General features: G+C 69.9%; 21 protein-coding genes and 2 pseudogenes. 12 read left to right on the top strand and 11 right to left on the bottom strand.

Annotation, left to right across the window (positions count from 1 at the left end; all coding sequences use genetic code 11):
- Positions 1–86 precede the first annotated feature (86 nt).
- Both K1T34_RS16610 and K1T34_RS16605 read right to left on the bottom strand, forming a co-directional pair.
- Positions 87–725, bottom strand: a complete 639-nt coding sequence (locus K1T34_RS16610) for an HNH endonuclease family protein (RefSeq protein ID WP_220245161.1) — start codon at positions 723–725, stop codon at positions 87–89.
- Between the two features lie 147 nt (positions 726–872).
- On the bottom strand, positions 873–1,544 hold the full coding sequence (locus K1T34_RS16605; protein ID WP_255638547.1) for a hypothetical protein: 672 nt from the start codon (positions 1,542–1,544) through the stop codon (positions 873–875).
- Positions 1,545–1,618: 74 nt separating this feature from the next.
- On the opposite strand from K1T34_RS16605, the gene K1T34_RS16600 reads away from it, so the two are divergent.
- The gene (locus tag K1T34_RS16600) at positions 1,619–2,905 is read left to right on the top strand and encodes an adenylosuccinate synthase (RefSeq protein WP_220245160.1); all 1,287 of its coding nucleotides are present in this window, start codon (positions 1,619–1,621) and stop codon (positions 2,903–2,905) included.
- A gap of 44 nt (positions 2,906–2,949) precedes the next feature.
- Here the strand turns inward: K1T34_RS16600 and K1T34_RS16595 are convergent, their stop codons facing one another.
- The 6 genes from K1T34_RS16595 to K1T34_RS16570 all read right to left on the bottom strand — a co-directional run bounded on the left by K1T34_RS16595 (position 2,950) and on the right by K1T34_RS16570 (position 9,505).
- On the bottom strand, positions 2,950–4,590 hold the full coding sequence (locus tag K1T34_RS16595; protein WP_220245159.1) for a Na+/H+ antiporter: 1,641 nt from the start codon (positions 4,588–4,590) through the stop codon (positions 2,950–2,952).
- Between the two features lie 37 nt (positions 4,591–4,627).
- The gene (locus K1T34_RS16590; protein ID WP_220245158.1) at positions 4,628–5,101 is read right to left on the bottom strand and encodes an alpha/beta hydrolase; all 474 of its coding nucleotides are present in this window, start codon (positions 5,099–5,101) and stop codon (positions 4,628–4,630) included.
- The gene (locus K1T34_RS16585; RefSeq protein WP_220245157.1) at positions 5,101–5,550 is read right to left on the bottom strand and encodes an alpha/beta fold hydrolase; all 450 of its coding nucleotides are present in this window, start codon (positions 5,548–5,550) and stop codon (positions 5,101–5,103) included. The genes K1T34_RS16590 and K1T34_RS16585 overlap by 1 nt, the downstream gene beginning before the upstream one ends.
- A gap of 122 nt (positions 5,551–5,672) precedes the next feature.
- Positions 5,673–7,217, bottom strand: a complete 1,545-nt coding sequence (locus tag K1T34_RS16580; RefSeq protein ID WP_220245156.1) for an amino acid permease — start codon at positions 7,215–7,217, stop codon at positions 5,673–5,675.
- Between the two features lie 75 nt (positions 7,218–7,292).
- Entirely contained in the window at positions 7,293–8,279 is a 987-nt protein-coding gene (locus tag K1T34_RS16575; RefSeq protein ID WP_220245155.1) for a serine hydrolase, read from the bottom strand.
- A 95-nt stretch (positions 8,280–8,374) separates the two neighbouring features.
- Entirely contained in the window at positions 8,375–9,505 is a 1,131-nt protein-coding gene (locus tag K1T34_RS16570; protein WP_220245154.1) for a glycerophosphodiester phosphodiesterase, read from the bottom strand.
- A gap of 219 nt (positions 9,506–9,724) precedes the next feature.
- On the opposite strand from K1T34_RS16570, the gene purD reads away from it, so the two are divergent.
- The 11 genes and pseudogenes from purD to K1T34_RS16515 all read left to right on the top strand — a co-directional run bounded on the left by purD (position 9,725) and on the right by K1T34_RS16515 (position 19,740).
- Positions 9,725–10,990, top strand: a complete 1,266-nt coding sequence (gene purD / locus K1T34_RS16565) for a phosphoribosylamine--glycine ligase (RefSeq protein WP_220245153.1) — start codon at positions 9,725–9,727, stop codon at positions 10,988–10,990.
- Positions 10,991–11,078: 88 nt separating this feature from the next.
- Positions 11,079–11,468 carry a PE domain-containing protein gene (locus K1T34_RS16560; RefSeq protein WP_220245152.1) on the top strand — a complete coding sequence of 130 codons (390 nt, stop codon included), beginning with the start codon at positions 11,079–11,081 and terminating at the stop codon, positions 11,466–11,468.
- Positions 11,449–12,060 (top strand): DUF3558 domain-containing protein, encoded by a 612-nt coding sequence (locus tag K1T34_RS16555; protein WP_255638546.1) that lies wholly within the window; start codon positions 11,449–11,451, stop codon positions 12,058–12,060. The genes K1T34_RS16560 and K1T34_RS16555 overlap by 20 nt, the downstream gene beginning before the upstream one ends.
- 8 nt (positions 12,061–12,068) lie before the next feature.
- Positions 12,069–13,652 carry a hypothetical protein gene (locus tag K1T34_RS16550; RefSeq protein WP_220245151.1) on the top strand — a complete coding sequence of 528 codons (1,584 nt, stop codon included), beginning with the start codon at positions 12,069–12,071 and terminating at the stop codon, positions 13,650–13,652.
- Complete coding sequence (locus tag K1T34_RS16545) at positions 13,649–14,407, top strand: ESX secretion-associated protein EspG (RefSeq protein WP_220245150.1); 759 nt, start codon at positions 13,649–13,651, stop codon at positions 14,405–14,407. Before K1T34_RS16550 ends, K1T34_RS16545 begins: the two co-directional genes overlap by 4 nt.
- Positions 14,408–14,550: 143 nt before the next feature.
- Entirely contained in the window at positions 14,551–14,862 is a 312-nt protein-coding gene (locus tag K1T34_RS16540; RefSeq protein WP_220245149.1) for a hypothetical protein, read from the top strand.
- A gap of 59 nt (positions 14,863–14,921) precedes the next feature.
- Positions 14,922–15,230: pseudogene (locus K1T34_RS54715) on the top strand (WXG100 family type VII secretion target); the annotation flags it as partial.
- 1,704 nt (positions 15,231–16,934) lie between these two features.
- A pseudogene (locus K1T34_RS16530) lies at positions 16,935–17,150 on the top strand (transglycosylase SLT domain-containing protein); the annotation flags it as partial.
- Between the two features lie 44 nt (positions 17,151–17,194).
- Positions 17,195–18,361 carry an aminotransferase class I/II-fold pyridoxal phosphate-dependent enzyme gene (locus K1T34_RS16525; RefSeq protein WP_220245148.1) on the top strand — a complete coding sequence of 389 codons (1,167 nt, stop codon included), beginning with the start codon at positions 17,195–17,197 and terminating at the stop codon, positions 18,359–18,361.
- A 122-nt stretch (positions 18,362–18,483) separates the two neighbouring features.
- A complete protein-coding gene (locus K1T34_RS16520) occupies positions 18,484–18,669 on the top strand; it encodes a hypothetical protein (protein ID WP_220245147.1) in 186 nt (61 codons plus the stop codon).
- A gap of 156 nt (positions 18,670–18,825) precedes the next feature.
- Positions 18,826–19,740 carry an alpha/beta hydrolase gene (locus tag K1T34_RS16515; protein WP_220245146.1) on the top strand — a complete coding sequence of 305 codons (915 nt, stop codon included), beginning with the start codon at positions 18,826–18,828 and terminating at the stop codon, positions 19,738–19,740.
- 14 nt (positions 19,741–19,754) lie between these two features.
- On the opposite strand, the gene K1T34_RS16510 is transcribed toward K1T34_RS16515, so the two are convergent.
- The 3 genes from K1T34_RS16510 to K1T34_RS16500 form a co-directional block, all read right to left on the bottom strand.
- Positions 19,755–20,567: an SAM-dependent methyltransferase gene (locus tag K1T34_RS16510; protein ID WP_220245145.1), complete on the bottom strand. Its 813-nt coding sequence runs from the start codon at positions 20,565–20,567 to the stop codon at positions 19,755–19,757.
- 92 nt (positions 20,568–20,659) lie between these two features.
- Positions 20,660–21,238 carry an HAD family phosphatase gene (locus tag K1T34_RS16505; protein WP_220245144.1) on the bottom strand — a complete coding sequence of 193 codons (579 nt, stop codon included), beginning with the start codon at positions 21,236–21,238 and terminating at the stop codon, positions 20,660–20,662.
- A complete protein-coding gene (locus K1T34_RS16500; RefSeq protein WP_220245143.1) occupies positions 21,235–22,254 on the bottom strand; it encodes a low specificity L-threonine aldolase in 1,020 nt (339 codons plus the stop codon). The genes K1T34_RS16505 and K1T34_RS16500 overlap by 4 nt, the downstream gene beginning before the upstream one ends.
- Between the last annotated feature and the right edge of the window lie 3 nt (positions 22,255–22,257).

The raw sequence follows: 22,257 nt of genomic DNA, 5'->3' as shown, positions 1-22,257 counted from the left end.
CGCGGGGCGGGGACCGGGGTGATCGGCCGTTGAACCCCAGACCCAGAACCGATCCCGGCCCCGCGCGAAACACCTCGACAAAGACCTCAGCAGCGGCCGAGCATGTCCGTCAGCGCGGACTTCTCGGCGGAGTTCACCGTGAGGTCGAACTTCGACTTCACCGCGACCCACATGCGGGCGTAGGTGCACCAGTAGCCCGTGGACGGCGGCTTCCACTGGTCCGGCGACTTGTCGCCCTTCTGCTGGTTGACGTTGTCCGTCACGGCGATCAGCTGCGGGTCGGACAGGTCGTTGGCGTAGGCCTGGCGTTGCGCCGTGGTCCACGACGAAGCACCGGTGCGCCACGCGTCGGCCAGCGGCACGACGTGGTCGATGTCCACATCGGACGCCGCGGTCCAGGTCGCGCCGTCGTAGGGCGAGACCCACGTGCCCGAGGTGGCGGTGCAGCTGGAGTTGGTGACGACGTTCGTGCCGTCGCGCTTGAGCACGACCTCACGGGTGTCGCAGTTGTTCCCCTGCTGGATCCAGTGCGGGAACTTGTCGCGGCTGTAGCCGGTCAGTGAGCCGTCGGCTTTCACGGTGAGGCCGGCGAGCTCGCTCTTGGCCGTCGCGGCCGACGGGATGCCGGGCGGGGTCGCGTCGGCGATGCCGACCATCGTGCCGCCGAGCAGCGTCACGCCGACGAGGATGGCCAAGGAGTTTCGGACACTACGCGCTGTGGGCATATTGCTGCCTCCGTGTCGAGTGTGGGACTGATTCACCTTCGACCACGGAAGTGGCGCAAGCAACACTTACGGGTGACATGTAACAGACCTTCAGTGAACAGAAAGTGCTGTTAGGCCACCTGGCGCAGAACTATCGGATGAAACCGGTCACGGTCGGATCAGGCGCAGGTCCTCGGTGTGCCGGTACCAGGTCCGCTTGGTGACCTCGCGCGGGTGCGCGACGCCGTCGCTCACGAGCGAAGTGGTCGGCAGGCAGCCGAGCTGGAAGGCGCGGCCGTGGAACACCGTGGTGCGCTTCACGAGCTTCCCGCGCGTCACCCGCGCGACCAGGCCGTTCTCGTCCGAGGACACCTCCACGGCGGCCGCGGCGCCGTCGAACGCCAGGTGCTCGTCGCAGTACGCCTGGCCCTGGACGTTACGTAGAGTGGCGAGCCCGGCCAGGATCCCGCCGGTGTCATCGCGCACGAGCGGCACGTCGGAGGCCGAACCGTCGAGGGCGATTTCGAGCGCTTTGACGGGGTCTGTGGGCAGTCCCCAGAGCGCCGCGACGGCCGAACCGGACTCGGACGGCACGAACCCGACCGACACGCCCGACACCCGATCGGTACGCAGCAATCGCACGAGCACCGCCGAGAGGTCGGCGTCGGTCCCCGCGACGATCAGGCGCTCGTGTTTCCCCAGCAAGGGATCGATTTCCGTCTTGCCCGGAAGCGCTGAAACGCGCACGATGGAGACGTTCGGGAGGCCCGTGAACGAGTGCGGATCATCACCGCAGGCCACCACGATTCCGCGCACGCGCACGTCCTCCGTTACAGTCATGCACCGGCATTTCCCAGCGCCACCCCGTGTCCCATCGGGACACTTTCCCTGTTGCCGAACACCTGGAGTGTCACATGCCGGCGATCGTGCTGATCGGTGCCCAGTGGGGGGACGAAGGCAAGGGCAAGGCGACCGACCTGCTCGGTGACCGTGTGCAGTGGGTCGTCCGGTACCAGGGCGGCAACAACGCCGGCCACACCGTCGTCCTTCCCAACGGCGAGAACTTCGCCCTCCACCTCATCCCGTCCGGGATCCTCACGCCGGGGGTGACCAACGTCATCGGCAACGGTGTGGTGGTCGACCCGGGCGTGCTGCTCGACGAGCTCGCGGGTCTGGAGGAACGCGGCGTCGACACGAGCGGGCTGCGGATCTCGGCCGACGCGCACTTGATCATGCCGTACCACGTGGCCATCGACAAAGTCACCGAGCGCTACTTGGGCAGCCGCAAGATCGGCACCACCGGCCGTGGCATCGGGCCGTGCTACCAGGACAAGATCGCCCGAGTCGGCGTCCGCGTGCAGGACCTGCTCGACGAGAAGATCTTCCGCCAGAAGGTCGAAGCCGCCCTGGAGTTCAAGAACCAGGTTCTGGTGAAGGTCTACAACCGCAAGGCGCTCGACGCGAACCAGGTCGCCGACGAGGTGCTCGCCGCCGGCGAGAAGTTCGCGCACCGGATCGCCGACACGCGGCTGCAGCTCAACCAGGCCCTCGAGCGCGGCGAGACCGTGCTGCTGGAGGGTTCGCAGGGCACGCTGCTCGACGTGGACCACGGCACGTACCCGTTCGTCACGTCGTCGAACCCGACGTCGGGCGGCGCGAGCGCGGGTTCGGGCATCGGCCCGGGCCGCATCACCACCGTGCTGGGCATCCTGAAGGCCTACACGACGCGCGTCGGCTCGGGGCCGTTCCCGACGGAGCTCGACGACGAGGCCGGCGAGTACCTGCGCAAGCAGGGCGGCGAGTTCGGCGTGACCACCGGCCGTTCGCGGCGCACCGGCTGGTTCGACGCCGTGATCGCCCGCTACGCCGTGCGCGTCAACGGGATCACCGACTACTTCCTCACCAAGCTCGACGTGCTGTCGGGCCTGGAGAAGGTGCCGGTGTGCGTCGGCTACGACGTGGACGGCCGCCGCACCCACGACATGCCGATGACGCAGACCGACGTGCACCACGCCGTGCCGGTGTACGAAGAGCTGCCGGGCTGGTTCGAGGACATCTCGAGCTGCCGGACGTTCGACGAGCTGCCGGCCAACGCCCGGTCCTATGTGGAGCGTCTCGAGGAGCTCTCGGGTGCGCGGATCTCGGCGATCGGCGTGGGTCCGGGTCGCGAGCAGACGATCGTGCGGCACGAGTTCGTCTGACGGAGTCTTCGCTGAGCTGACGGGCGTTCTCGACCGAACGCCCGTCAGCCCATGCCCATCCGGTTGGTGAGGGTGTTGGTGGCGGAGAGCTCTTCGAGGTCCAGCTCGACGAGGACCTTGCGCAGCACCTCGTCGTCGAGGCGCCCGGCGCGGTTCTCCGTGATCATCGCCGCGCGCTGGGTGATCAGCAGCTCACGCCGGGCCTGCGCGAACTTGGCCTGCGGGCTGGCGCTGCGTTCCTCGCCGGACAGCGTGATCGCGGCCCGCGCGAAGCGGTAGCGGGTGTCGACGAGCCGTTCCAGACGTTCTTCGAGCCGCTTCATGCGGTCCGGTGGCAGGTCCGCTTTCGACATCGCCGCCTGCGTGATCTCCTTCAACCGCGCGTGCGCCGCCTTCTGCGCGACTTCCCGCGCGGCCAGCTCCTCGGCCTGGTCGCGTGCGGCCTCGGCCGGGTCCTGCACCTTGAGCCAGCGGATCAACGGCGGCAACGTGAGGCCCTGGATCAGCACCGTGCCGACGGCGACCGTGAACGCGAACAGCTGGATCTCCGGGCGCCCCGGCGTGCCGAACGGCACGGCCGACGCCGCGGCGAGCGTGACCACGCCGCGCATCCCGGTCCACGACACCACGGCCAGCGCCTGCCACGAAGCCGAGTCTCGCGTGCGGCCGAACAGCCGCAGTGTTCTCGGCAGGTAGCTCGACAGGAACACCGCGGGGATCCGCACGGCCATCGTCACCAGCAGCACCACGATGGCGACGATCGTGAGGGTGCCGTTGTCGCGCGCCGCGCGGTCGGCGCCGTCGAGCACGAACGGCAGCTGCAGGCCCATCAACGCGAACACCAGCGCTTCGAGCAGCACGTCGATCGACGTCCACACGGACCGGTCCTGCATGCGCGTGGCCGGGGACGCGCGCAGCGACCGTTGCCCGAGGTACAGGCCGGCCGTGACCACGGCGAGCACGCCCGAGCCGCTGAACTCCGAGCCGAACGGGTGCAGGTGCTCGGCCGTCACGTAGGCCGCGAACGGCACGATGATTCCGAACGCCGACTCCAGCAGCGGGTCTTCGAGCCGCGAGCGGATGAACACCACCACGAACCCGGCCACGAGGCCCACGGCGATGCCGAGCACCGTCGCCACCGCGAACACGCCCAGGCCGTGGCCGATCGACCCGGCCGTGCCCGCGACGGCGGCGAGCGCGACCTTGTACAGCGTGAGCGCGGCGGCGTCGTTGACCAGGCTTTCGCCGGTCAGCACGGTCATGATCCCGCGCGGCAGGCCGAGCTTGCGCCCGATCGCCACGGCGGTCACGGCGTCCGGTGGCGCCACGACGGCCCCGAGCACCAGCGCCGACGCCCACGGCAGGTCGGGCAGCAGCAGGTGCACCACGAACGCGACGACCACGGCCGTGACCACCACCAGCACCACCCCCAGCCCGATGATCGGGCGCAGGTTCGCGCGGAAGTGGGTGAGCGAGCTGTCGAGCGACGTCGAGTAGAGCAGCGGCGGCAGCACCACCGTGAGGATCAGCTCGGGCTCCAGCTCGATCCGTGGCACGCCGGGGATCAGCGCGACCCCCAGCGCGACCGCGACGATCAGCAGCGGCGCCGACACGTTGTAGCGCCGGGCGAGCGCGGTCAGGCCGAGCGAGCCGGCGAGGACTCCGACCAGCGTGAGGGTCTCCATGCCCGCATCTTCACCCAGGTTGATCTCGGATGACGGGTCACGGGCAGGTCGTGTCGCGCCCGGGCAGGTGATCTTCGAGGAGGAATTCGGTAAGCCGCCCGGCGGTGCACGCGTTGCTGAGGTCCACACCGTGGCCGACGTCGTCGATCGTGGTCAGCTCCGCGCGGTGGCCGAGGGCGGCGCGCATCCGCAGGGCGCCGGAGTAGGCCGTGGAGGGGTCGGCGTGGTTCTGGAGCATCAGGACGTTGCGCGGGCCGTTCGCCGTGATGGGCACGGGCTCGTGCACGGCGTCGCGCGGCCAGAAGGCGCACGGCCAGATGTCGGCGGGCATGCCGTTGGTGAGGGGGTGGGCCTGGCCTTCCTTCCGGACGGCGGCGGCGTACGACGCCGGGTTGCGGGAGACGGGCGCGTCACCGCAGAGGAGGGCGTACTGGTTGCTGGCGAAGTTGTCCGGGATCGGCTGGGTGAAGGTGGTGCCGAACGGCAGGTCCTGGCCGTCGCCGAGGGCCATCAGGGTAGCGATGACGGGGTAGGTCGCCGGCTTCTCGAGGAACGGCGGCAGAGCGTGCTGCTGTCGAGCACGATCTTGCCGGTGTTCCGCGGGAACATCGACGCGTAGACGGCGCCGCGGTAGGTGCCGTAGGACGTGCGGTAGTAGTTCAGCTGCCGCGCGCCCAGTGCTTGGCGGATGCGGTCCATGTCCTGGGCGACGCTCTTGGTGTCGAGGTACGGCAGGTAGGCGACGGCGTTCTTCGCACAGGTGTCGGCGACGCGGCGGGCGTAGGCGACGTTGGTGCCGATGTCGCCATCGGGCGCCGGGTACGGGTCGGCGAGGGTGGGGGCGCGGTCGGCGCGGACAGTCCACAGAGGACTGGAGTTGAGTTGCCGATGCCGCGGTCGTCGAAGCCGATGAGGTCGTACTGGCTCAGCAGCCGCTTCCCGACGGCCGTGGTCGACCACACGCTCGGCTGGTCGAGGCCGGATCCGCCGGGCCCACCCGGGCCGATGGCCAGCGGTTGGTGTTTCGTGCCGGCGATGCGCGAGATCGTGAGGGTGATGGTTTTCCCGGGTTGATCCCGGGTCTATCCCAGTTCTTTGAGCTCCCGTTCGACGGCTTCCAGTTCCGCTGTGGATCCCTGCACCTTCGGGCCCGTGAACCACTTGCGCGCCGACACGACCCACCACAGGGCCGCGCCGCCGAGCACGATCAGGAACGCGATCGGCGTGTAGTTGAACGAGTCGACTGTGATCGGCGAGCCCTGCGGCAGCATGAACAGCACGAAGATCACCACGACCCACGCCGTCGCGACGATGCCGATCGGCTTGCCCCAGCGCCCGAGGTTCCACGGCCCCTTCTCGAAGCTGTCGCCGCGTCGTACCCGCAGGAACACGGGGATCACGTACGCCACGTACAGCCCGACGGTCGCGATCGACGTGACCGCCGCGTACGCCGTGGCGCTCCACAGGTACGGCAGCGCGAGGATCAGCGCGCCGCCCGCCGCGAGCCACACGGCGTTGGTCGGCGTCTGCGTGCGCTTGTTGATGCGGTGCCAGATCTTCGAGCCGGGGATGGCGCCGTCGCGGGCGAACGCGTAGATCATCCGCGAGTTGGCCGTCACCGAGGCCATGCCGCAGAACAGCTGCGCGCCGATGCAGATCAGCAGCAGGAACTTGCCCGTGACCGCGCCGGTGGCGTCGATGAAGATCTGCGCCGGCGGCACACCCGTGGCCGAGTTGACGGCGCCGTCGTAGTCCTGGATGGCGAACGTGAGCCCGATCAGCAGCACCCACCCCGCGACGAGCGACACAAGGATCGAGTTGATGATCCCGCGCGGCCCGGCCTTCGCGGCGTTCTTGGTCTCCTCCGTCATGTGCGCCGACGCGTCGTAGCCGGTCAGCGTGTACTGCGCCAGCAGCAACCCGAGCGCGAACACGTACACCGACGAGCTCCAGCCCGTCTCGTTGGCGAAGTGCCCGAACACGAACGACGCTTCCTGGTGCTTGGCCGGCACGAACACGAGCACGCCGACGATCACCAGCACCCCGATCAGGTGCCACCACACGCTCACGCTGTTGAGGATCGCCACCACGCGCACGCCGAACGTGTTCAGCGCCCCGTGCACCACCAGGATGATCGCCAGCAGCAGGATCGTGTGGCCCGGCGTCGCGGAGTAGCCCCACTGCAGGTCGAGGAACGCGTTCAGGAACAGCGCCGCCCCGAAGTCGATGCCCGCCGTCACGGCGATCTGGCCGATCAGGTTGAACCACCCGGTGAACCACGACCACGCCGGCCCGTTGCGCGTCGCCAGCTTCGCCGCCCAGTAGTACAGACCACCGGCCGTCGGGTAGCTGGAGCACACCTCCGCCATGCCGAGCCCCACGAGGATCACGAAGAGGCCGACGAGCGGCCACCCCCAGATCATCGCCACGGGCCCGCCGGTCTTCATGCCGAAGCCGTACAGCGTAAGACATCCGGACAGGATCGAGATGATCGTGAACGACACCGCGAAGTTCGAGAACGACGACATCGTGCGCTTGAGCTCCTGCGCATACCCCAGTGCGTGCAGCCGGGCGCTGTCCTCGTCGTGGCGGTCGGGTTCGGCGGTCTGCTGGTCGGAGACATCCATCGGGCACCCCACCTGAAAGGTATGTGGACAGACCTTTGAAGTTCCGGAGAAGCTAGCCCGGCGCGTCTACGGGTGTCAAGGTTCCGCCACCAACTGCCCTCCGAGCCACCTGGTCAGCGGCCACGCACCCTCGGAAGTGTTGGAAACAACGGTGAACACCAGGCCGTCGGACGGGCGCGAGACGCTGCGGAACGAGACGCCGTAGTCGTAGCCCTCCAGCATCACCGTGGTGTCGTCGGGTGGGAGCCAGAAGCCGAGCCCGTAGCGGAGCTGTTCGCGGGTCGAGGTTTCGGCGCTGACCACGGCCGTCATCCGGGCCACCCACTCCGGCGGCGCGATCCGGCCGGCATGCAGCGCGGCCCAGAACGCGGCGAAATCTCCGGCCGACGAGTAGATCCCGCCATCACCACTGCCCACCGCGGGGAGGCTGAACACGTTGGTGCGCCCGTCTTCCAGGTACCCCGTGGCCGCATCGCCGGGCAACTGGTCCGACCAGAGGAACGACGTGTGCCCCATCCCGGCGGGAGCAGTGACACGCGAAGCAACCAGATCCGCGAATGGCACACCCGCGGCCCGTTCCGCCACCAGAGCCAGTACCGCGAACCCGCCGTTGTTGTAGCAGAACTGCGACCCCGGCGGAAACCGTTGCGGGAACCCCTCCAGCGCAGGCAAATACGCCGCCGCCGACGTGAACGACTGTGGTTGCGCCGGTGGCAAGGCGTCCTCGTCGCAATAGTCGCCGATGCCCGAGCGGTGGGCGAGCAGGTGCTCCACCGTGACCGAAGAGTCGATCAACGGCAGGTCCGCGCGCAGCAGGGCGCGCACTCGAGTGCCCAAAGCCAGCTTGCCCTCGACGATCAAGCTCACCACGACAAGAGCGGTCAAACCCTTGGTACCACTGGCGATCGCGAACCGTGTGTCCACTGTGTTCGGTACGCCGTACCCGCGGTGCGCCAAGCCGTACGCACGCGCGAGCACCACCTCGCTGCCTCGGCTGACGGACACGACGCCGGAAAACCCGGTGTCGCGCGCCAGCCGGTCGATCTCCTCCCCAAGAACCATGCCGACAACAGTAGGAACCCGTACCGACAAAAAACAGCAGGCCCGTCCACCATCGGGTGAACGGGCCTGCTGAAAGCTTTGCTGCAAAAGAAAAATCAGTGACCCAGGAAATCGTGCAGCGACTCCAGCGCCGTGTCCGCCTGGTCGGCGAAGAAGCCGTCCACGCCGGCCTTGAAGAACGCCGCCTCCTCCGCGAACACGTTGCCGAACGCCGTCGGGCCGGCGGACGAACGCAGGTTCGCCGGCAGGAACGGGTTCTCGTTGCGGAAGGTGTACGGCTGCACCTTCAGGCCAACGCGATGCGCGTCGGCGACCAGCGAGGTCGGCTTGCCCAGGTTGTCCGAAGCGTCGCGCGGGATGATCTGCGCCTTGTCCGGGCCGAGGTACTTCGCGTACTTCGCGACCTCACGCAGACCGGCCGGCGTCACGATGTCGGCGTACGTGCGCTTGTCACCGGCGGCCACGAAGTCGGCCGGCGCACCGGAGGCCTCGGTCAGCTGCAGCAGCGGCACCCGCACCTGCTTGTGCAGCTCCTTGAGGTTCGTCACCTCGAACGACTGGATGATCACCGGCGCGTCGGAGCGGTTGAGGCCGTTGCGGTTGAGGAACGCGACGAGCTTCGGCTCGGTCGGGTTGCCGATCGACTTGAAGTACGTCGAGTGCTTGACCTCGGGGTAGGTGCCCAGCGTGCGGTGCAGCTCCTTGCCGAGCCGCCGCGTGAGGTCGATGACCTCCTGGTAGGTCGCGATCTGGAAGCGGCCGTTGTAGAGCTGGTTGTTCGGGCGGTTCTCCGGGATCCGCTCCTTCGCGCGCAGCGTCTTGAGCTCCGCGAGCGTGAAGTCCTCGGTGAACCAGCCGGTCATCGTGACGCCGTCGATGACCTTGGTGGCCTTGCGCGAGGCGAACTCCTTGTGGTCCGCGACGTCAGTGGTGCCGCCGATCTCCGGCTCGTGCCGCGCGACGAGCTGGCCGTCCTTGGTCGGCACGAGGTCGACGTCGACGAAGTCCACGCCCATGCGGAACGCCAGTTCGTAGGAGGCGAGCGTGTGCTCCGGGCGGTAGCCGGGCGCGCCCCGGTGTCCGACGATCACGGGGTCATCGTGCCCGTGCGCCGCCGTGCCCGCCACCTGCTGCTGGGCCGCCGTGGCGGGACCGATCGCCAGGCTCGCGACCCCGAGCAGGGCGAGTCCGGACAGGGCGAGCACACCCACGCGTTTGCGCTTCATGGAGGACCTTTCTCTACCGGGCATCCGTCCTTTACGACGGGTTTGCCACGACTACCGCGCCACCCTCACGGCCGCAAGCGTCGGGCGGGCGGCACAGGACGGACAAGGGGCTGACAAGCCGGTAAACGGTGCATGGAATCCGCTTTCGGACAGTGCTGCGCAGACCGCTCGCGGACGGCGAAATGCCCACGCCCACCCGAGCCCGTTACCCTGTTCGGCGTGCGCGTACTGGTAATCGGGTCCGGCGCCCGGGAGCATGCACTTGTCCTCGCGGTGTCCGGCGATCCCGCCGTCACTGCGCTCGCCTGCGCGCCCGGCAACGCCGGGACAGCCGCGGTCGCCGAGCAGATGGGTGTCGAACCGGCTGATCCCGAAGCGGTCGCTGCCCTGGCGAGTGAGTGGAAGGCCGACCTCGTGGTGGTCGGCCCCGAGGTCCCGCTGGTCGCGGGCGTCGCCGACGCGGTGCGGAAGGCGGGCATCGCCTGCTTCGGACCGTCGGCCACGGCCGCGCGCATCGAGGGCTCGAAGGCGTTCGCCAAGGACGTGATGGCCGCCGCGAACGTCCCCACCGCGCGCAGCGAGGTCGTGGACACGCCGGCGCGCCTCGACGCCGCGCTGCAGCGCTTCGGCCCCACCTGGGTCGTGAAGGACGACGGCCTCGCGGCCGGCAAGGGCGTGGTCGTCACGCAGGACGTCGAGGTCGCGCGCAAGCACGCCCTGATGCTCCTCGACGGTGGCCACCCCGTCCTCCTGGAGTCCTTTCTGGACGGACCGGAGGCCTCGCTGTTCTGCTTCGTCGACGGCCGCACCGTGGTCCCGCTGCTGCCCGCGCAGGACTTCAAGCGCGTCGGCGACGACGACGCGGGCCCGAACACCGGCGGCATGGGCGCGTACGCCCCGCTGCCGTGGGCTCCGGAAGGCCTGGTGGACGACGTGGTCGCCCGCATCGTGCAGCCCGTGGTCGACGAGCTCGACGCGCGCGGCGCCACCTTCTCCGGCCTGCTCTACGCCGGCCTCGCGCTGACGTCCGAGGGCCCGCAGGTCATCGAGTTCAACTGCCGCTTCGGCGACCCGGAGACCCAGGTCGTGCTGGCGCTGCTGCGCACGCCGCTGGCCGGCCTGATGCACGCGACGGCGACCGGCAAGCTCGCGCAGCAGCCGCCGCTGGAGTGGTCGGGCGGCGCGGCCGTGACGGTCGTGATCGCGGCCGACGGCTACCCCGGCAAGCCACGCACCGGCGACGTGATCACCGGCGGCGAGTTCGAAGGCGTGCTGCACGCGGGCACGCGGCGGCGCGAGGACGGCGCCGTGGTGTCGGCGGGCGGGCGCGTGTTGTCCGTGGTCGGCACGGGCAAGTCGCTCAAGTCGGCGCGCAAGCACGCGTACGAGACGGTGGAGCGCGTGCACCTCGCGGGCTCGCACCACCGCACCGACATCGCGCTCAAAGCGGCCAACGGTGACATCACCATGCCGGTGAACGCCTGAGTTTTCGCTTCCCGATCACCCGGCGGTTGGTAGCCTCGTAGCGGGGCCGAACGGTCACTGTCCGTAGACATCACCGAGGGGGAGCGTTATGGCGGGAAGCAGTCCGCTGTCCGACTTGGCGTCGTCCGTCCCGGCCGCGCCCGGCGTCGCGGACCTCATCGTGGCGCCGGAGAAACTGCTGGACGTGGCGAAGGCCGTCGACGAGCAGGCCAACGCGCTCGAGGACAAGCTGCTCACCCGCCTGGGCGAGCTGCGCATCGACACGCCCTCGGCCGACGCGGTGAGCGTGAACTCCGTGGCGGCGTGGAACATGATCGTCGCGGAAGGTGATCACTCCTACGCGGCCGAAGCGCGGGCGTACGTCGCCAACCTGCGCCGCCTCGGCGAACAGCTGCGGGGCGCGGCGCAGACGTACCAGGCGAGCGAGGACGACAAGGCCGCGGCGTTCGGGGACCGTGGTGCGCACGGCATCCACTAGCGCTCTGTCTTTCAGCGCGGCCGCGGTGCTCGCGCTCGGCGTGGCCGGGTGTTCGTCCGGCGATGCCGGCACGGCTGTGCCGGTGCAGACCGCGGTGAGCTCGGCTTCGCAGGCAGCGAAGGCTTCCCAGTTGCCGTCGCGCCCGGCCGACCTCTCGCTCACCGGCGTGGACCCGTGCGACCTGCTGGGCCAGGCGCAGCTCGACGAGCTGCAGGTCAACGCCGTGCCGCGCAAGGCCGCGGATCCGCAGGACGGCCCCACGTGCGTGTTCGACGCGGACAAGACCGAGCCGTTCCACGCGTACCACCTGCGCACCGTCACCGCCGACCTGCAGGAGTGGCTCACCGGCGCGCGGCGGAAGAACAGCATGACCACGGCGCCGTTCGCGGTCGAGGGCTACCCGGCGCTCACGAACTACCGCGCGGCCGGCACGCCGTCGGACTGCGAGGCGCTCGTCGGCGTCGCGAAGGGCCAGACGCTGGCGGCGCAAGCGTTTGCGGTCACCGCCGGCGCGTTCACCCAGCAGCAGCTGTGCGATCAGGCGACGCAGGCGGCCGACCTCGCGCTGCAGTACCTCAAGACACGGACCTAGGAGGGCGCGTGGAGATCTCCGACCTCGCGGGCAAGATCCGCGACCAGCGCTTCGACGGGTGGACGGACACGTCCCTCGCGGACGAGATCCGGAAGTTCTCCGACGGCGACGGCATCGGCAGCATCGGCACGGCCGTGGACGCGCTGAAGGCCGTCGCGACCGCGCTCGCCGAGACCGACCAGGCGCTGCGCACGCAGCTGACGCAGCTCGGCGTCGAGTGGCAGAGCCAGGCGGGCGGTGCGGCCGGGCAGGTGTTCACCGACCAGGCCGGGTTCTCCCAGGACGCCATGCGGAAGGTGTCGAACACCGCCGAGCTGCTCTTCGCCCAGGGCGAGGCCTTCAACCGCACCAAGTTCAAGCTGCCCGACCCCGCCACCCTGATGAAGGGCGCCGGCGGCTACACGCTCGGCGACTCCGTGCTGAGCCTCATCGGCTTCGAGACCGACCACGCGACGGCGGTCGACACCGCGCAGAACGCACGAAGCCAGGCGCTCGAGGCGTTGAACGCGTACGCGCAGCAGAGCGGCGAGAACCTGCTGTCGTCGGAGCCGTTGAGCCAGCCGCAGTCGCTGTCGATGACGCAGCCGGACGGGCGCAAAAGCGTGCTCGACCTGGCGGGTTCGGCGGTCGACGTGACGCCGGACGGTGGCGTGCGGCCGGCTTCGGCGTCGGTGCAGTCGCGGCACGTGGATCCGTCGGTGGTGCAGCCCATGGCGAACCGGGTGGCGGTGGATCCGCCGACGCCGGCGTACGGGATCGCGGTGCCGCCGCGCGCTGGTGGGTCGGCCGGTTCGGGAGGATCGGGTGGGTCGGCTGGGTACACAGCGCCGGCTTCGGCTCCCGGTCGGCCTGTTTCTCGGCCCGTCTCTGGCCGGCCTTCGACGCCACCGCCTCCGCCTGGTTGGGAAATGCCGCGGGGTGGCGGTCAGCCGGAGGCGCCTGGACGGCCCGGGTTCGGTGGGCCGGTTCGGGGTGGTGGGCCCGGTTTCGGTGCTGGTTTCGAGGGCCGGCCTGGTGCCGGCCCTGGTTTTGGCGGTGGTGCTGGTTCTGGTGGTGCTGCGCCGGGTGGTTCGTCGACCGGGCCTGACGCTGTGCTCGGCCGCGGTCCGGCCGGCGGGACTGGCGGCGGGACCGGTGGTGGCGACCCGGCGTTGAGCCGGGGCCGGATGGTCGGCAGTGGTCCGCAGTCACCCGTCGTGCCGGAGGAGAGCGTCGGCGGTCCCGCCGCGCCGCCGCGGCCGGGTGCGTCGGCCGGTGAGCTCGGCGCGGGTGCCGCGGCGCTCGGCGCGGGCGTGGCCGGCGGTGCGCTGGCCGGCGATCGCGAACGGCAGGGCCGGGGTTTCGGTGGTGCACCATCGAAGGGCCCCGTGCGTCCGCTTCCGGTGGAGTTGCCGGAGGAAGAGGCGATCGCGCTCCGCAAGACCGAGCAGATCGAGCCCAAGCAGCCCTCGGGCGACGCGAAGTTCCTCGCCCCCGCGGCCACGCAGAACGAGGACGACGCGGACCACGTGCGCCGCTTCGGCGTCGACGACAAGGACCTCTTCACCGACCCCCGCCTGGTCTCCGACGACGTGATCGGCGACGACGCGTGAACCTCGTCCTCTCGACGCTCGAGTTCGACGTCCTGTGGGAGTCGCTCGAGCTGGGCCGCCGCCCGGCCGCGCTCGGCGTGCCCTCACCGGGCCGCACCCATTCCGAACGCGCTGCGTTGATCGAACAGGTATGGGAGGGACTTTCGCGCCGCCGCCTCGCGCGCGGGCGCCGCGCGTCGGGCGAGCTGTTCGACCAGCTGCACCTGCTGTCACGCCCGCAGTACGCCCTCGACGTCTGGGTCTGGGCCGACCGCGAGATCCACGGGCGCGCCGTCAGCCGCGGCAGCCAGGCCGTGCTCGCCGTCGTCGACCGCGACGAGGTCTGGCTCATCCCCGCCGACGAGGGCGCGCTGGCCGAAGCCGCCGTGCCCGTCGCCGGGGAGCTGTCCGCAGGCGTCGGCCAGAGCGTGTCCGTGCCCCACGCGACCCTGGTCGCCGCCGACACCAAAGCCGGCGGCGACCCGAAAGCCCTGGTCACGGTGCTGGAGGACCACGGCCTCGCCCTGTGGGAAGCCCAGGAGCTCGCCGGCATGCTGCTCGGCCAGGAAGCCCGCGGCCAGTTCACCGCCGAACGCACCCTCCGCGACGGCACTATCCGCCGCTCGCCCCACCCCACGGCCTTCTTCGACACCGACGCGGGCCGCTACCTCTTCCAGCTCACCGACGACTCCGACGGCCACACGTGGGCCACGGTCACGCCGGCGGACAACGCGGTGCTTGTGGAGCGGGTGCACGAGCTGCAGGCGGGTTTGTGAACCGTTCCTGGCACGCCGGGGTGGATTCGTCGAAGATCCGTACCGGGAGTGCGGCCGAGGTCTTAAAGTGGGCCGGGAACCGACCTGGTCATGCCCACGTCTGATCGGTCGGATGTTGGTTTTCGTGAAGGGGAGAGCGGACCGTGGCTGTCTACGACGTCGACTCGATGGCCATCGCGGCGCGACAGGTCGAGAAGCTGAAGGACGAATACCAGAAGTCCAAGGAAAAGCTCACCGGCATGGACCACGAAAAGGACAGCCCGTTCGGCGGGATGCCCGGCTCGCAGGACGCCCACAGCGCAGTCGGTGAGTTCAAGAACGGTGTGCACAGCCAGTTCGACGCCGCGGGCCAGCACATGGACGCGCTTGCGTTCGCCATGCGCAAGGCCGCCGGTCTGATGACCGAAATGGACGAGGTCGGCAAGAGCGACCTCACCGTTCACGTCGACAGCTGAGGCACTGCCGCAAATAGGACAAAGCAGGCTCGCGGGAACAAAAGCAGGGGGAGCGTCAAGTGGCTTTGGATGGGGTCGGTGCCGGGACTCCGGACAATTGGAAAGCGTTCACGGACAAGGTAGACCAAGTCGCCAAACTCAACGTGGACGCCATCAACAAGGCGGCCGATCAGTTCCGCGGCGCCGCCACCGACGCGGCCGACCACTCGCAGGCACTGGACAACACCACGAAGGCGCTCGACAGCAGCGTCTGGTCCGGCGGCGCGGCCGACAGTTTCTTCGACTACGTCCGCACCGTCCGCAGCGCGGGCGCCAAGGTCGAGGCCCACCTCGGCGACGTGGCGACCGACCTGACGAACCTGGCGAAGAACCTCGCCGACATCAAGTCCAAGGTCACTCAGGGCAAGCTCGGGGATGCGGAGAAGGCGGTCAACGCCCGCAACCAGAAGGCCCAGACGGACATGAACGCCGCGGCAGCCGCGGCCAAGACCGCGGCAGACGAGAAGAAGCCCGGACCGAGCCCGACCGTCGAGCAGATCAAGGCGACGGCGAAGACGGACATCAACAACCTGACGACGCAGTACGACGGCGAAGTGCAGGGACTGCTGACCCAGGCCAACACCATGATCGGCCAGTCGCAGACCCTCATGAAAACCCAGATCGAGGGCGGTTACGACAAGGTCCCCCTGCCCGGCAAGGACGGCACCGTCCCCCAGAGCACCGGCGGCCTCCACACCCCCTCCCACCACGGCGGTGGGGGCGGCGGAGGAGGCGGCGGTGGCGGTGGGGGCGGCGGCCTCGGCCCCAGTGGCGGCCCGCCCGGGTCCCCGCCTCCGGGCAACGTGCAGGAGTGGATCGACGAGGCCATCAAGATCCTTCAGGCCAACGGCGTGAACGTCACGGAAGCCGACGTCAAGAACATCTGGGCGATCATCCAGCACGAATCGGGCGGTAACCCCAACGCGATCAACAACTGGGACTGCGTGCCGCTGGACACGGCCATCCTCACGCGGCGTGGGCTGCTGAAGCACCACGACGTCGAGGTCGGCGACGAGACCATCGGCTACAACCCGCAGACCCGGCGCAGCGAGTGGACCCGTGTCACGCGCGTGGTCCACCACGAGAACGCGTCGCTCGTCACCCTGGCCAACTCGCGCTGGGCGGCGACCACCACGCCGAACCACCGCTGGCTGAACCTGCCGCGGGTCGCGGTCGCCAACGACGGTCTGGTTGTCTGCCCGGAATGCGGGTGGGAACCGCGCGCGAGCACCGCGCCCGCGAACGGGGTGGCTGTGCACCGCAGCAAGATCCACGGTGTGGTCGCGGCAGCGCAGCGCAACGTCCACGCCGACGAAGCTCGCTTCGTGACGACCGACGAGGTCGGCAGTCGTGACCGGATCCTGCTCGCGGCACCCGCCGACACGGACTCGGCGCTCGACGTGACGGTGCGCGAGGCGGCGATCCTCGGCTGGATCGCGGGTGACGGCCACGTCGAGACGCGCCGCCACCGGCCGACGATCTCGATCGTACAGTCCAAAAAGGACATGGTGGCGAAGCTGCATGAGCTGCTCGACGGCGTGCCGCACGCGGTGTACGTCGACGACCGCGGTGGCTGCGGACCCCGGCACCAGTTCCGGATCGACTACGACTACGCGCAGGACCTGTTGCACCGCGCGGGAAATCCGAAGTCCGAGGCTGTGCGACAGGTTCTGGCGATGTCGACCGCGCAGCGTGAAGCGTGGCTGGAGGCCGTGACCGACGCGGAGGGCACGCGGCACCTGCGCCCCGGGTACACCAAGCCGAAGGTCACGATCTACCAGGCGCCGGGCGAGGTGCTCGAGGCGATCACGCTGGCCGTCTACCTCTCCGGCGCTCGGCCGCGTGTGTCGGTCACCGATCGCACGGGTGAGCATGAGACGTGGCGCCGCGAGGCTGCCGTGCGGGCGAACAACCCGGTGGTCACCGGGGCGTTCCTGCACCGTGAGCCGGCCGGGCGCGCCGACGTCTGGTGCGTGACGACCGAGCTCGGCACCTGGACCGCGCGCGAGGGCGACCACGTGTTCCTCACCGGGAACTCCAACGCGGCCGCCGGGCACCCGTCCAAGGGCCTGATGCAGTGCATCGACTCGACGTTCCAGGCGCACAAGCTGCCGGGGCACGACAACATCTACAACCCGGTCGACAACATCATCGCCGGGGTGCGGTACTCGCTCGACCGGTACGGGTCGATGGGCAACGTGCCCGGTATCGCGGCGATGGCGCACGGTGGGGCGTACCGCGGGTACTGACCAGCGATAGGCACGGCATCGCCGCCCCAGGTTAGCCTGGCCGCATGGTCGACATCGGTGCTTTCGGTGGGCCCGCGCTGCGGGCCGGTGTTCCCCCGTTCCACGTGATGGACGTGCTGTCCGCGGCGCAGGCGAGGCAGCGCAGTCACGGGGACCTGGTGTCGCTGGCGGCGGGGCAGCCGTCGGCGGCCGCGCCGGGAGCGGTGAGGCGGGCGGCGAAGGCGGCGTTGGACGAGCACACGCTGGGCTACACCGAGCAGCTCGGCATTCCGGAGCTGCGTGAGGCCGTCGCGGGGCATTACCGCAGGATGTACGACGTCGACGTGACCGCGCAGGACGTGGTGATGACCACCGGCTCCTCTGGTGGCTTCCTGCTGAGCTTCCTCAGCGCGTTCGACCCCGGGGCGCGCGTGGCGATGGCGCGGCCGGGCTACCCGGCGTACCGGAACCTGCTGAAGGTCCTGGGCTGCGAGGTCGTGGAGTTCGCGACGACCGTGGAGACCAACTTCCAGCCCACCGTCGATCTCCTCGACGAGCTGGGGCCGCTCGACGGGCTGATCGTGGCGAGCCCCAGCAACCCGACGGGCACGGTCCTGCCGCCCGGGGAGCTGGCGGCCATCTCCGGCTGGTGCGCGTCCCACGGGGTGCAGCTGGTCAGTGACGAGATCTACCACGGCATTTCCTACGAGAAGCAGCTCGACTGCGCGTGGCAGTACGGCCGCGAAGCGCTCGTGCTGGGCTCGTTCTCGAAGTACTTCGCCATGACGGGCTGGCGGCTGGGCTGGATGCTCGTGCCGCAGCGGTTGCACCGGGCGGTGGACGTGCTCACGGGCAACTTCACGATCTGCCCGCCCGCGATCGCGCAGCACGCGGCCGTCGCGGCGTTCACGCCGGAGTCGTACGCGGAGGCCGACGCGCACGTGGAGCACTACCGCCGCAACCGGGATCGGCTGTTCGCCGGGCTCAAGAAAATCGGTCTCGACAAGCTCGCCCCCGCCGAAGGGGCCTTCTACGCGTACGCCGACGTCTCCGCGTACACCAACGACAGCCTCAGCTGGTGCCAGCGCCTGCTCGCCGACACGGGTGTGGCCATCGCGCCGGGGGTGGACTTCGACCCGGTGGACGGCGGGAAGTTCGTGCGGTTCTCGTTCGCGGGGGCCACCGAGGACGTCGACGAAGGGGTCCGCCGCCTGGGGGAATGGCTCAGGTGAACCGGTCAGGGGGAACCCGGATATCCCCCTGAACGTTGGCCTGGACGAGAGAGTTTTCGCGCCGCGGGTGGCACGCTGGACAGCACCGGGCCGGCGTGGCGCGGAAACGTCATGGAGGAGCCATGTTCTGGAAGATCGTCGGAGGGCTCATCGTCGCCTGGATCGCCTTCATGGTCCTCGGCGCGGTGATCGGCTTCGTGTTCAAGGCCGTGCTGTGGATCGCGATCATCGGCGGCGTGGTGTTCCTGGGCACCGCGGCCTACGGCGCGATCAGCGGCAAGAAGGACGCGAAGCGCATCGGGCGCTGACAGCTCGGACTTCAGGGGGCCCCGACCTTCGGTGCGGCGACCGGCCACGACGGCTGGGCGCCGCATCGGCGTGTTCGCACCCTGACGTGATCCTCATCGCTTCCTCACATCGGTCCGCCACCGTGGAGCGCGTACCGCTCCGCCGAAGAAGGACCGATGACCACCACTCGAACCGCCGGGTCGCTGCTGGCTCTGCTGTGTGCGCTCGCCGTCACGGCCTGCTCGGCCAACACCAACGCCACCGCCAACGCCCCTGACCAGTCGGCGCAGCAGACCTCGACGCAGCAGGCCTCAACAACAGCGCCGGTCACCTCCACGCAACGGCTGCCCGCCACCCCGCCGCCGCCGTACGAGGTCACCGTGCCGGAGCGTACGCGCAAGACCGCGCAGGGTTTCCCCGTCAACACCTGTGTGCCCGACCGGTTCGACCCGCAGGTGCTCAGCCTCACCACCTCGGACGGCTTCCACCTGCCGGCGATCGAGCTGGGGTCCGGTGACCGCGGGATCCTCCTCGACCACGAGTCCGGCTACTACATCTGCTCGTGGCTGGGCACCGCGGAGAAGCTCGCCGCCAAGGGCTACCACGTGATGGTGTTCGAGTACCGCGGCCACGGCGCGGCGCAGAAGAACAACGGCTCCATAACCGGCAACTTCGACACCGACACCAGCGCCGCGCTCGCCGAGCTGCACCGCTGCGGCGCGAAGTCGATGCTGCTGGGCGGCGCTTCTTGCGGCGGCAGCTCGGCCGCGCGGCTCGCGGCCAAGGAACCGCAGCTCGTGGGCCTGCTGATCCTGTCCTCGCCGAGCAACTGCGGTGGTGACTCGGTGGCGGCCATCCGCAAGGTCACCAAGCCGGCGTTCTTCGCCGTCGAGCCGGACGACTACAGCGGCAACATGATCGGCGAGGTGAAGAAGCTCTACGAAGCGTCCGGAGCGCCCGCGGCCGACAAGCACCTGGAGATCCTGCCCGGCGGGACCCACGGCACGGACATGCTGCGGGACCCCAAAACCAAGGACCAGGTGGAAAAGCTGATCTTCGACTTCGTCGACTCGTGTTTCCGGCGAGCCTGACGCTCCACAGTGGACTAAGGAACCCGCGCCACCCCGGCCAGCGTCGTGAAGTTCGTCGGCGTGAGCGGCGCCAGGCGCGGGCCGCCCGGCCACCACAGGTGCGGGTGGGTCAGGCCGGGCGGCAGGAGCTCCAGCCCGTCGAACAGCGACGTGATCTGCTCGCGCGTGCGGTAGAGCGTGTCGAGGCCGGTGGTGGCGAAGCGGGCTTGCAGTGAGGTCGCCAGCTCGGCGGCCGCACTGCCGTCCGCGGGGTTGTACTGGTGCAGCAGCACGAGGTACGAGCCGGGCGCGAGCGCGTCGACGTAGGCCTTCACCACCGCCTGCGCCACGGCGAAGTCGGGGATGTGGTGCACCACCGCGCACAGGATGAGGCCCAGCGGACGCTCGAAGTCCAGGTGAGCCGTCACGTCCGGGTGCGCCAGCGTGCGCTCGTGGTCGAGCAGGTCGGCGCCGACCATGTGGGTGTAGTCGTTCTCCGCCAGCACCGCGCGGCCGTGGGCCTGCACCACCGGGTCGTGGTCGACGTAGACCACGTGCGCCTCGGGGTTCACGCGCTGGGCGACCTGGTGCGTGTTCTCCACCGTCGGAAAGCCCGAACCGAGGTCGAGGAACTGGTCGATACCCAGGCGGTCGGTGAGCATCCGCACCGCGCGCACCAGCCACTGCCGCACTTCCTGCGCCATCGTCTGCGCGGCCGGCGCGAGCTCCAGGATCTGGCGCAGCACGGCGCGGTCGGCGGCGTAGTGGTCACGGCCGCCCATCAGGGCGTCGTACACCCGCGCGTTGCTCGGCCGGTCGAAGTCGACCGGCGCGAGGTGGTCGGCCACAGTGCACCTACCGGAGAAGATCGGTCAGGACGCGCATAGCTTAGGTGATCGAGTTGACGCCGAGTGGGCGGCCGGGTCGCGAAGGTGAGGCCTCAGTCGAGCGCGGCGCGGGCGGCCTCGGCGCCGTCCCACAGCTGCGCCCGGATGCCGACGGCGCGCGCTCCCTCCACATTGGACTCGCGGTCGTCGAAGAACAGGCACTCCTCCGGCTTCGCGTCGAGTTTTTCCAGCAGCAGCCGGAAGATCTCGGCGTCGGGCTTGGCGAGTTTCACGTCACCCGAGAACAGCGTGACGCGGAACAGCTTCGCCCACTTCTGCTCGCGCACCCACTTGCCGAACGACGAAGGCGCGTTCGACAGCAGCGCCAGCGCGGCCCCGGCCTCCGACAGCGCTTCGAGCAGCTCCAGCGACGACGGCGCCAGGTTCGACCAGCCTGCGACGTCGATGGCCGTGAGCTCCTCCGACATCGTGTCGTCCACGTGGGCACCCAGGCGGTCGCCGATCGACGTCCAGTACGCGAGGTCGCTCGACCCGCGGTCGTACGGCTCGCGCACCGCCCAGTACACGGGCTCGAACTCCTCGGCGGGCACGCCCATCGTGGCCGCGAGCTTCGGCAGCGCGGTGGTGCGCGTGCAGAGGACCTCGCCGTAATCGAAGACGATCCAGTTCATCGCGCGCCCGCCTTGATGCGCTGCAGCGCGTCTTCGACGGCGGTGGGTTCGAGATCGCGGTGCAGCACGAAGCGCACCTTGCCGGCCATCGGCAGCGCCTGGATGCCGAGCGAACCGAGCCACTCCAGGGCCACGCCCAGGTCGGGGACCTCGGCGAGCACGATGTTGGTGTCCGGCGTGGCGACGCCCCAGCCGTGCTCGGCCAGGCCCGCGGCCAGGCGCCGGGCCCGCTCGTGGGTCTCGGCCAGCTCGCCGACGTTCTCCAGCGCGACCAGGCAGGCCGCGGCGAGAATGCCGCCCTGGCGCACGCCGCCGCCGAGCATCTGGCGCATCCGGCGCGCCTGCTCCACGAACTCGACGCTGCCCGCGACGACCGAGCCGACCGGCGCGCCGAGGCCCTTGCTGAAGCACGCGCTCACGCTGTCGACGCCGACGGTCAGCGTCGCCGGCGGCACACCCAGCGCGACGGCCGCGTGCCAGATGCGGGCGCCGTCGAGGTGGACGTTGAGCCCGGCCTCCTTCGCGACGGCGACCAGCCGCGCGTGCTCCTCGGGCGGGGTGACGGCGCCGCCGGCCGCATTGTGCGTGTTCTCCAGGCACAGCAGCGTGGTGCGCAGCGTGAAATACGGGCCGGGGTTGCCGATGGAGGCGCGCAACAGCTCGGGCGTCGGGCGGCCGGGGCCGGCGTCGTGCTCCAGGATGTCGGGCATGCCGCCGGCGAGCCACGCGGCGGAGCCGAGCTCGTTGGTGAGCACGTGGGCGCCGCGCGTCGCGAGGAAGCGGTCGCCGCGCTTGAGGTGCACGGACAGCGCGATGAGGTTCGCCATGGTCCCGCTCGGCGTCCACAGCGCGGCGGGCATGCCGAGCGTCGCGGCGGCGCGCTCTTCGAGCTGGGCGATGGTCGGGTCGGTGCCGATCACGTTGTCGTCGACCTCGGCCTCGGCCATGGCGGCCCGCATGCGCCGATCCGGGCGGGTGACGGTGTCGGAGCGGAAATCGAGCGGAGTCGAGGTCACGCC

It is taken from the genome of Amycolatopsis sp. DSM 110486, from assembly GCF_019468465.1.
Classification (GTDB): Bacteria; Actinomycetota; Actinomycetes; order Mycobacteriales; family Pseudonocardiaceae; genus Amycolatopsis.
This window is presented reverse-complemented; position numbering and strand designations above follow the sequence as displayed.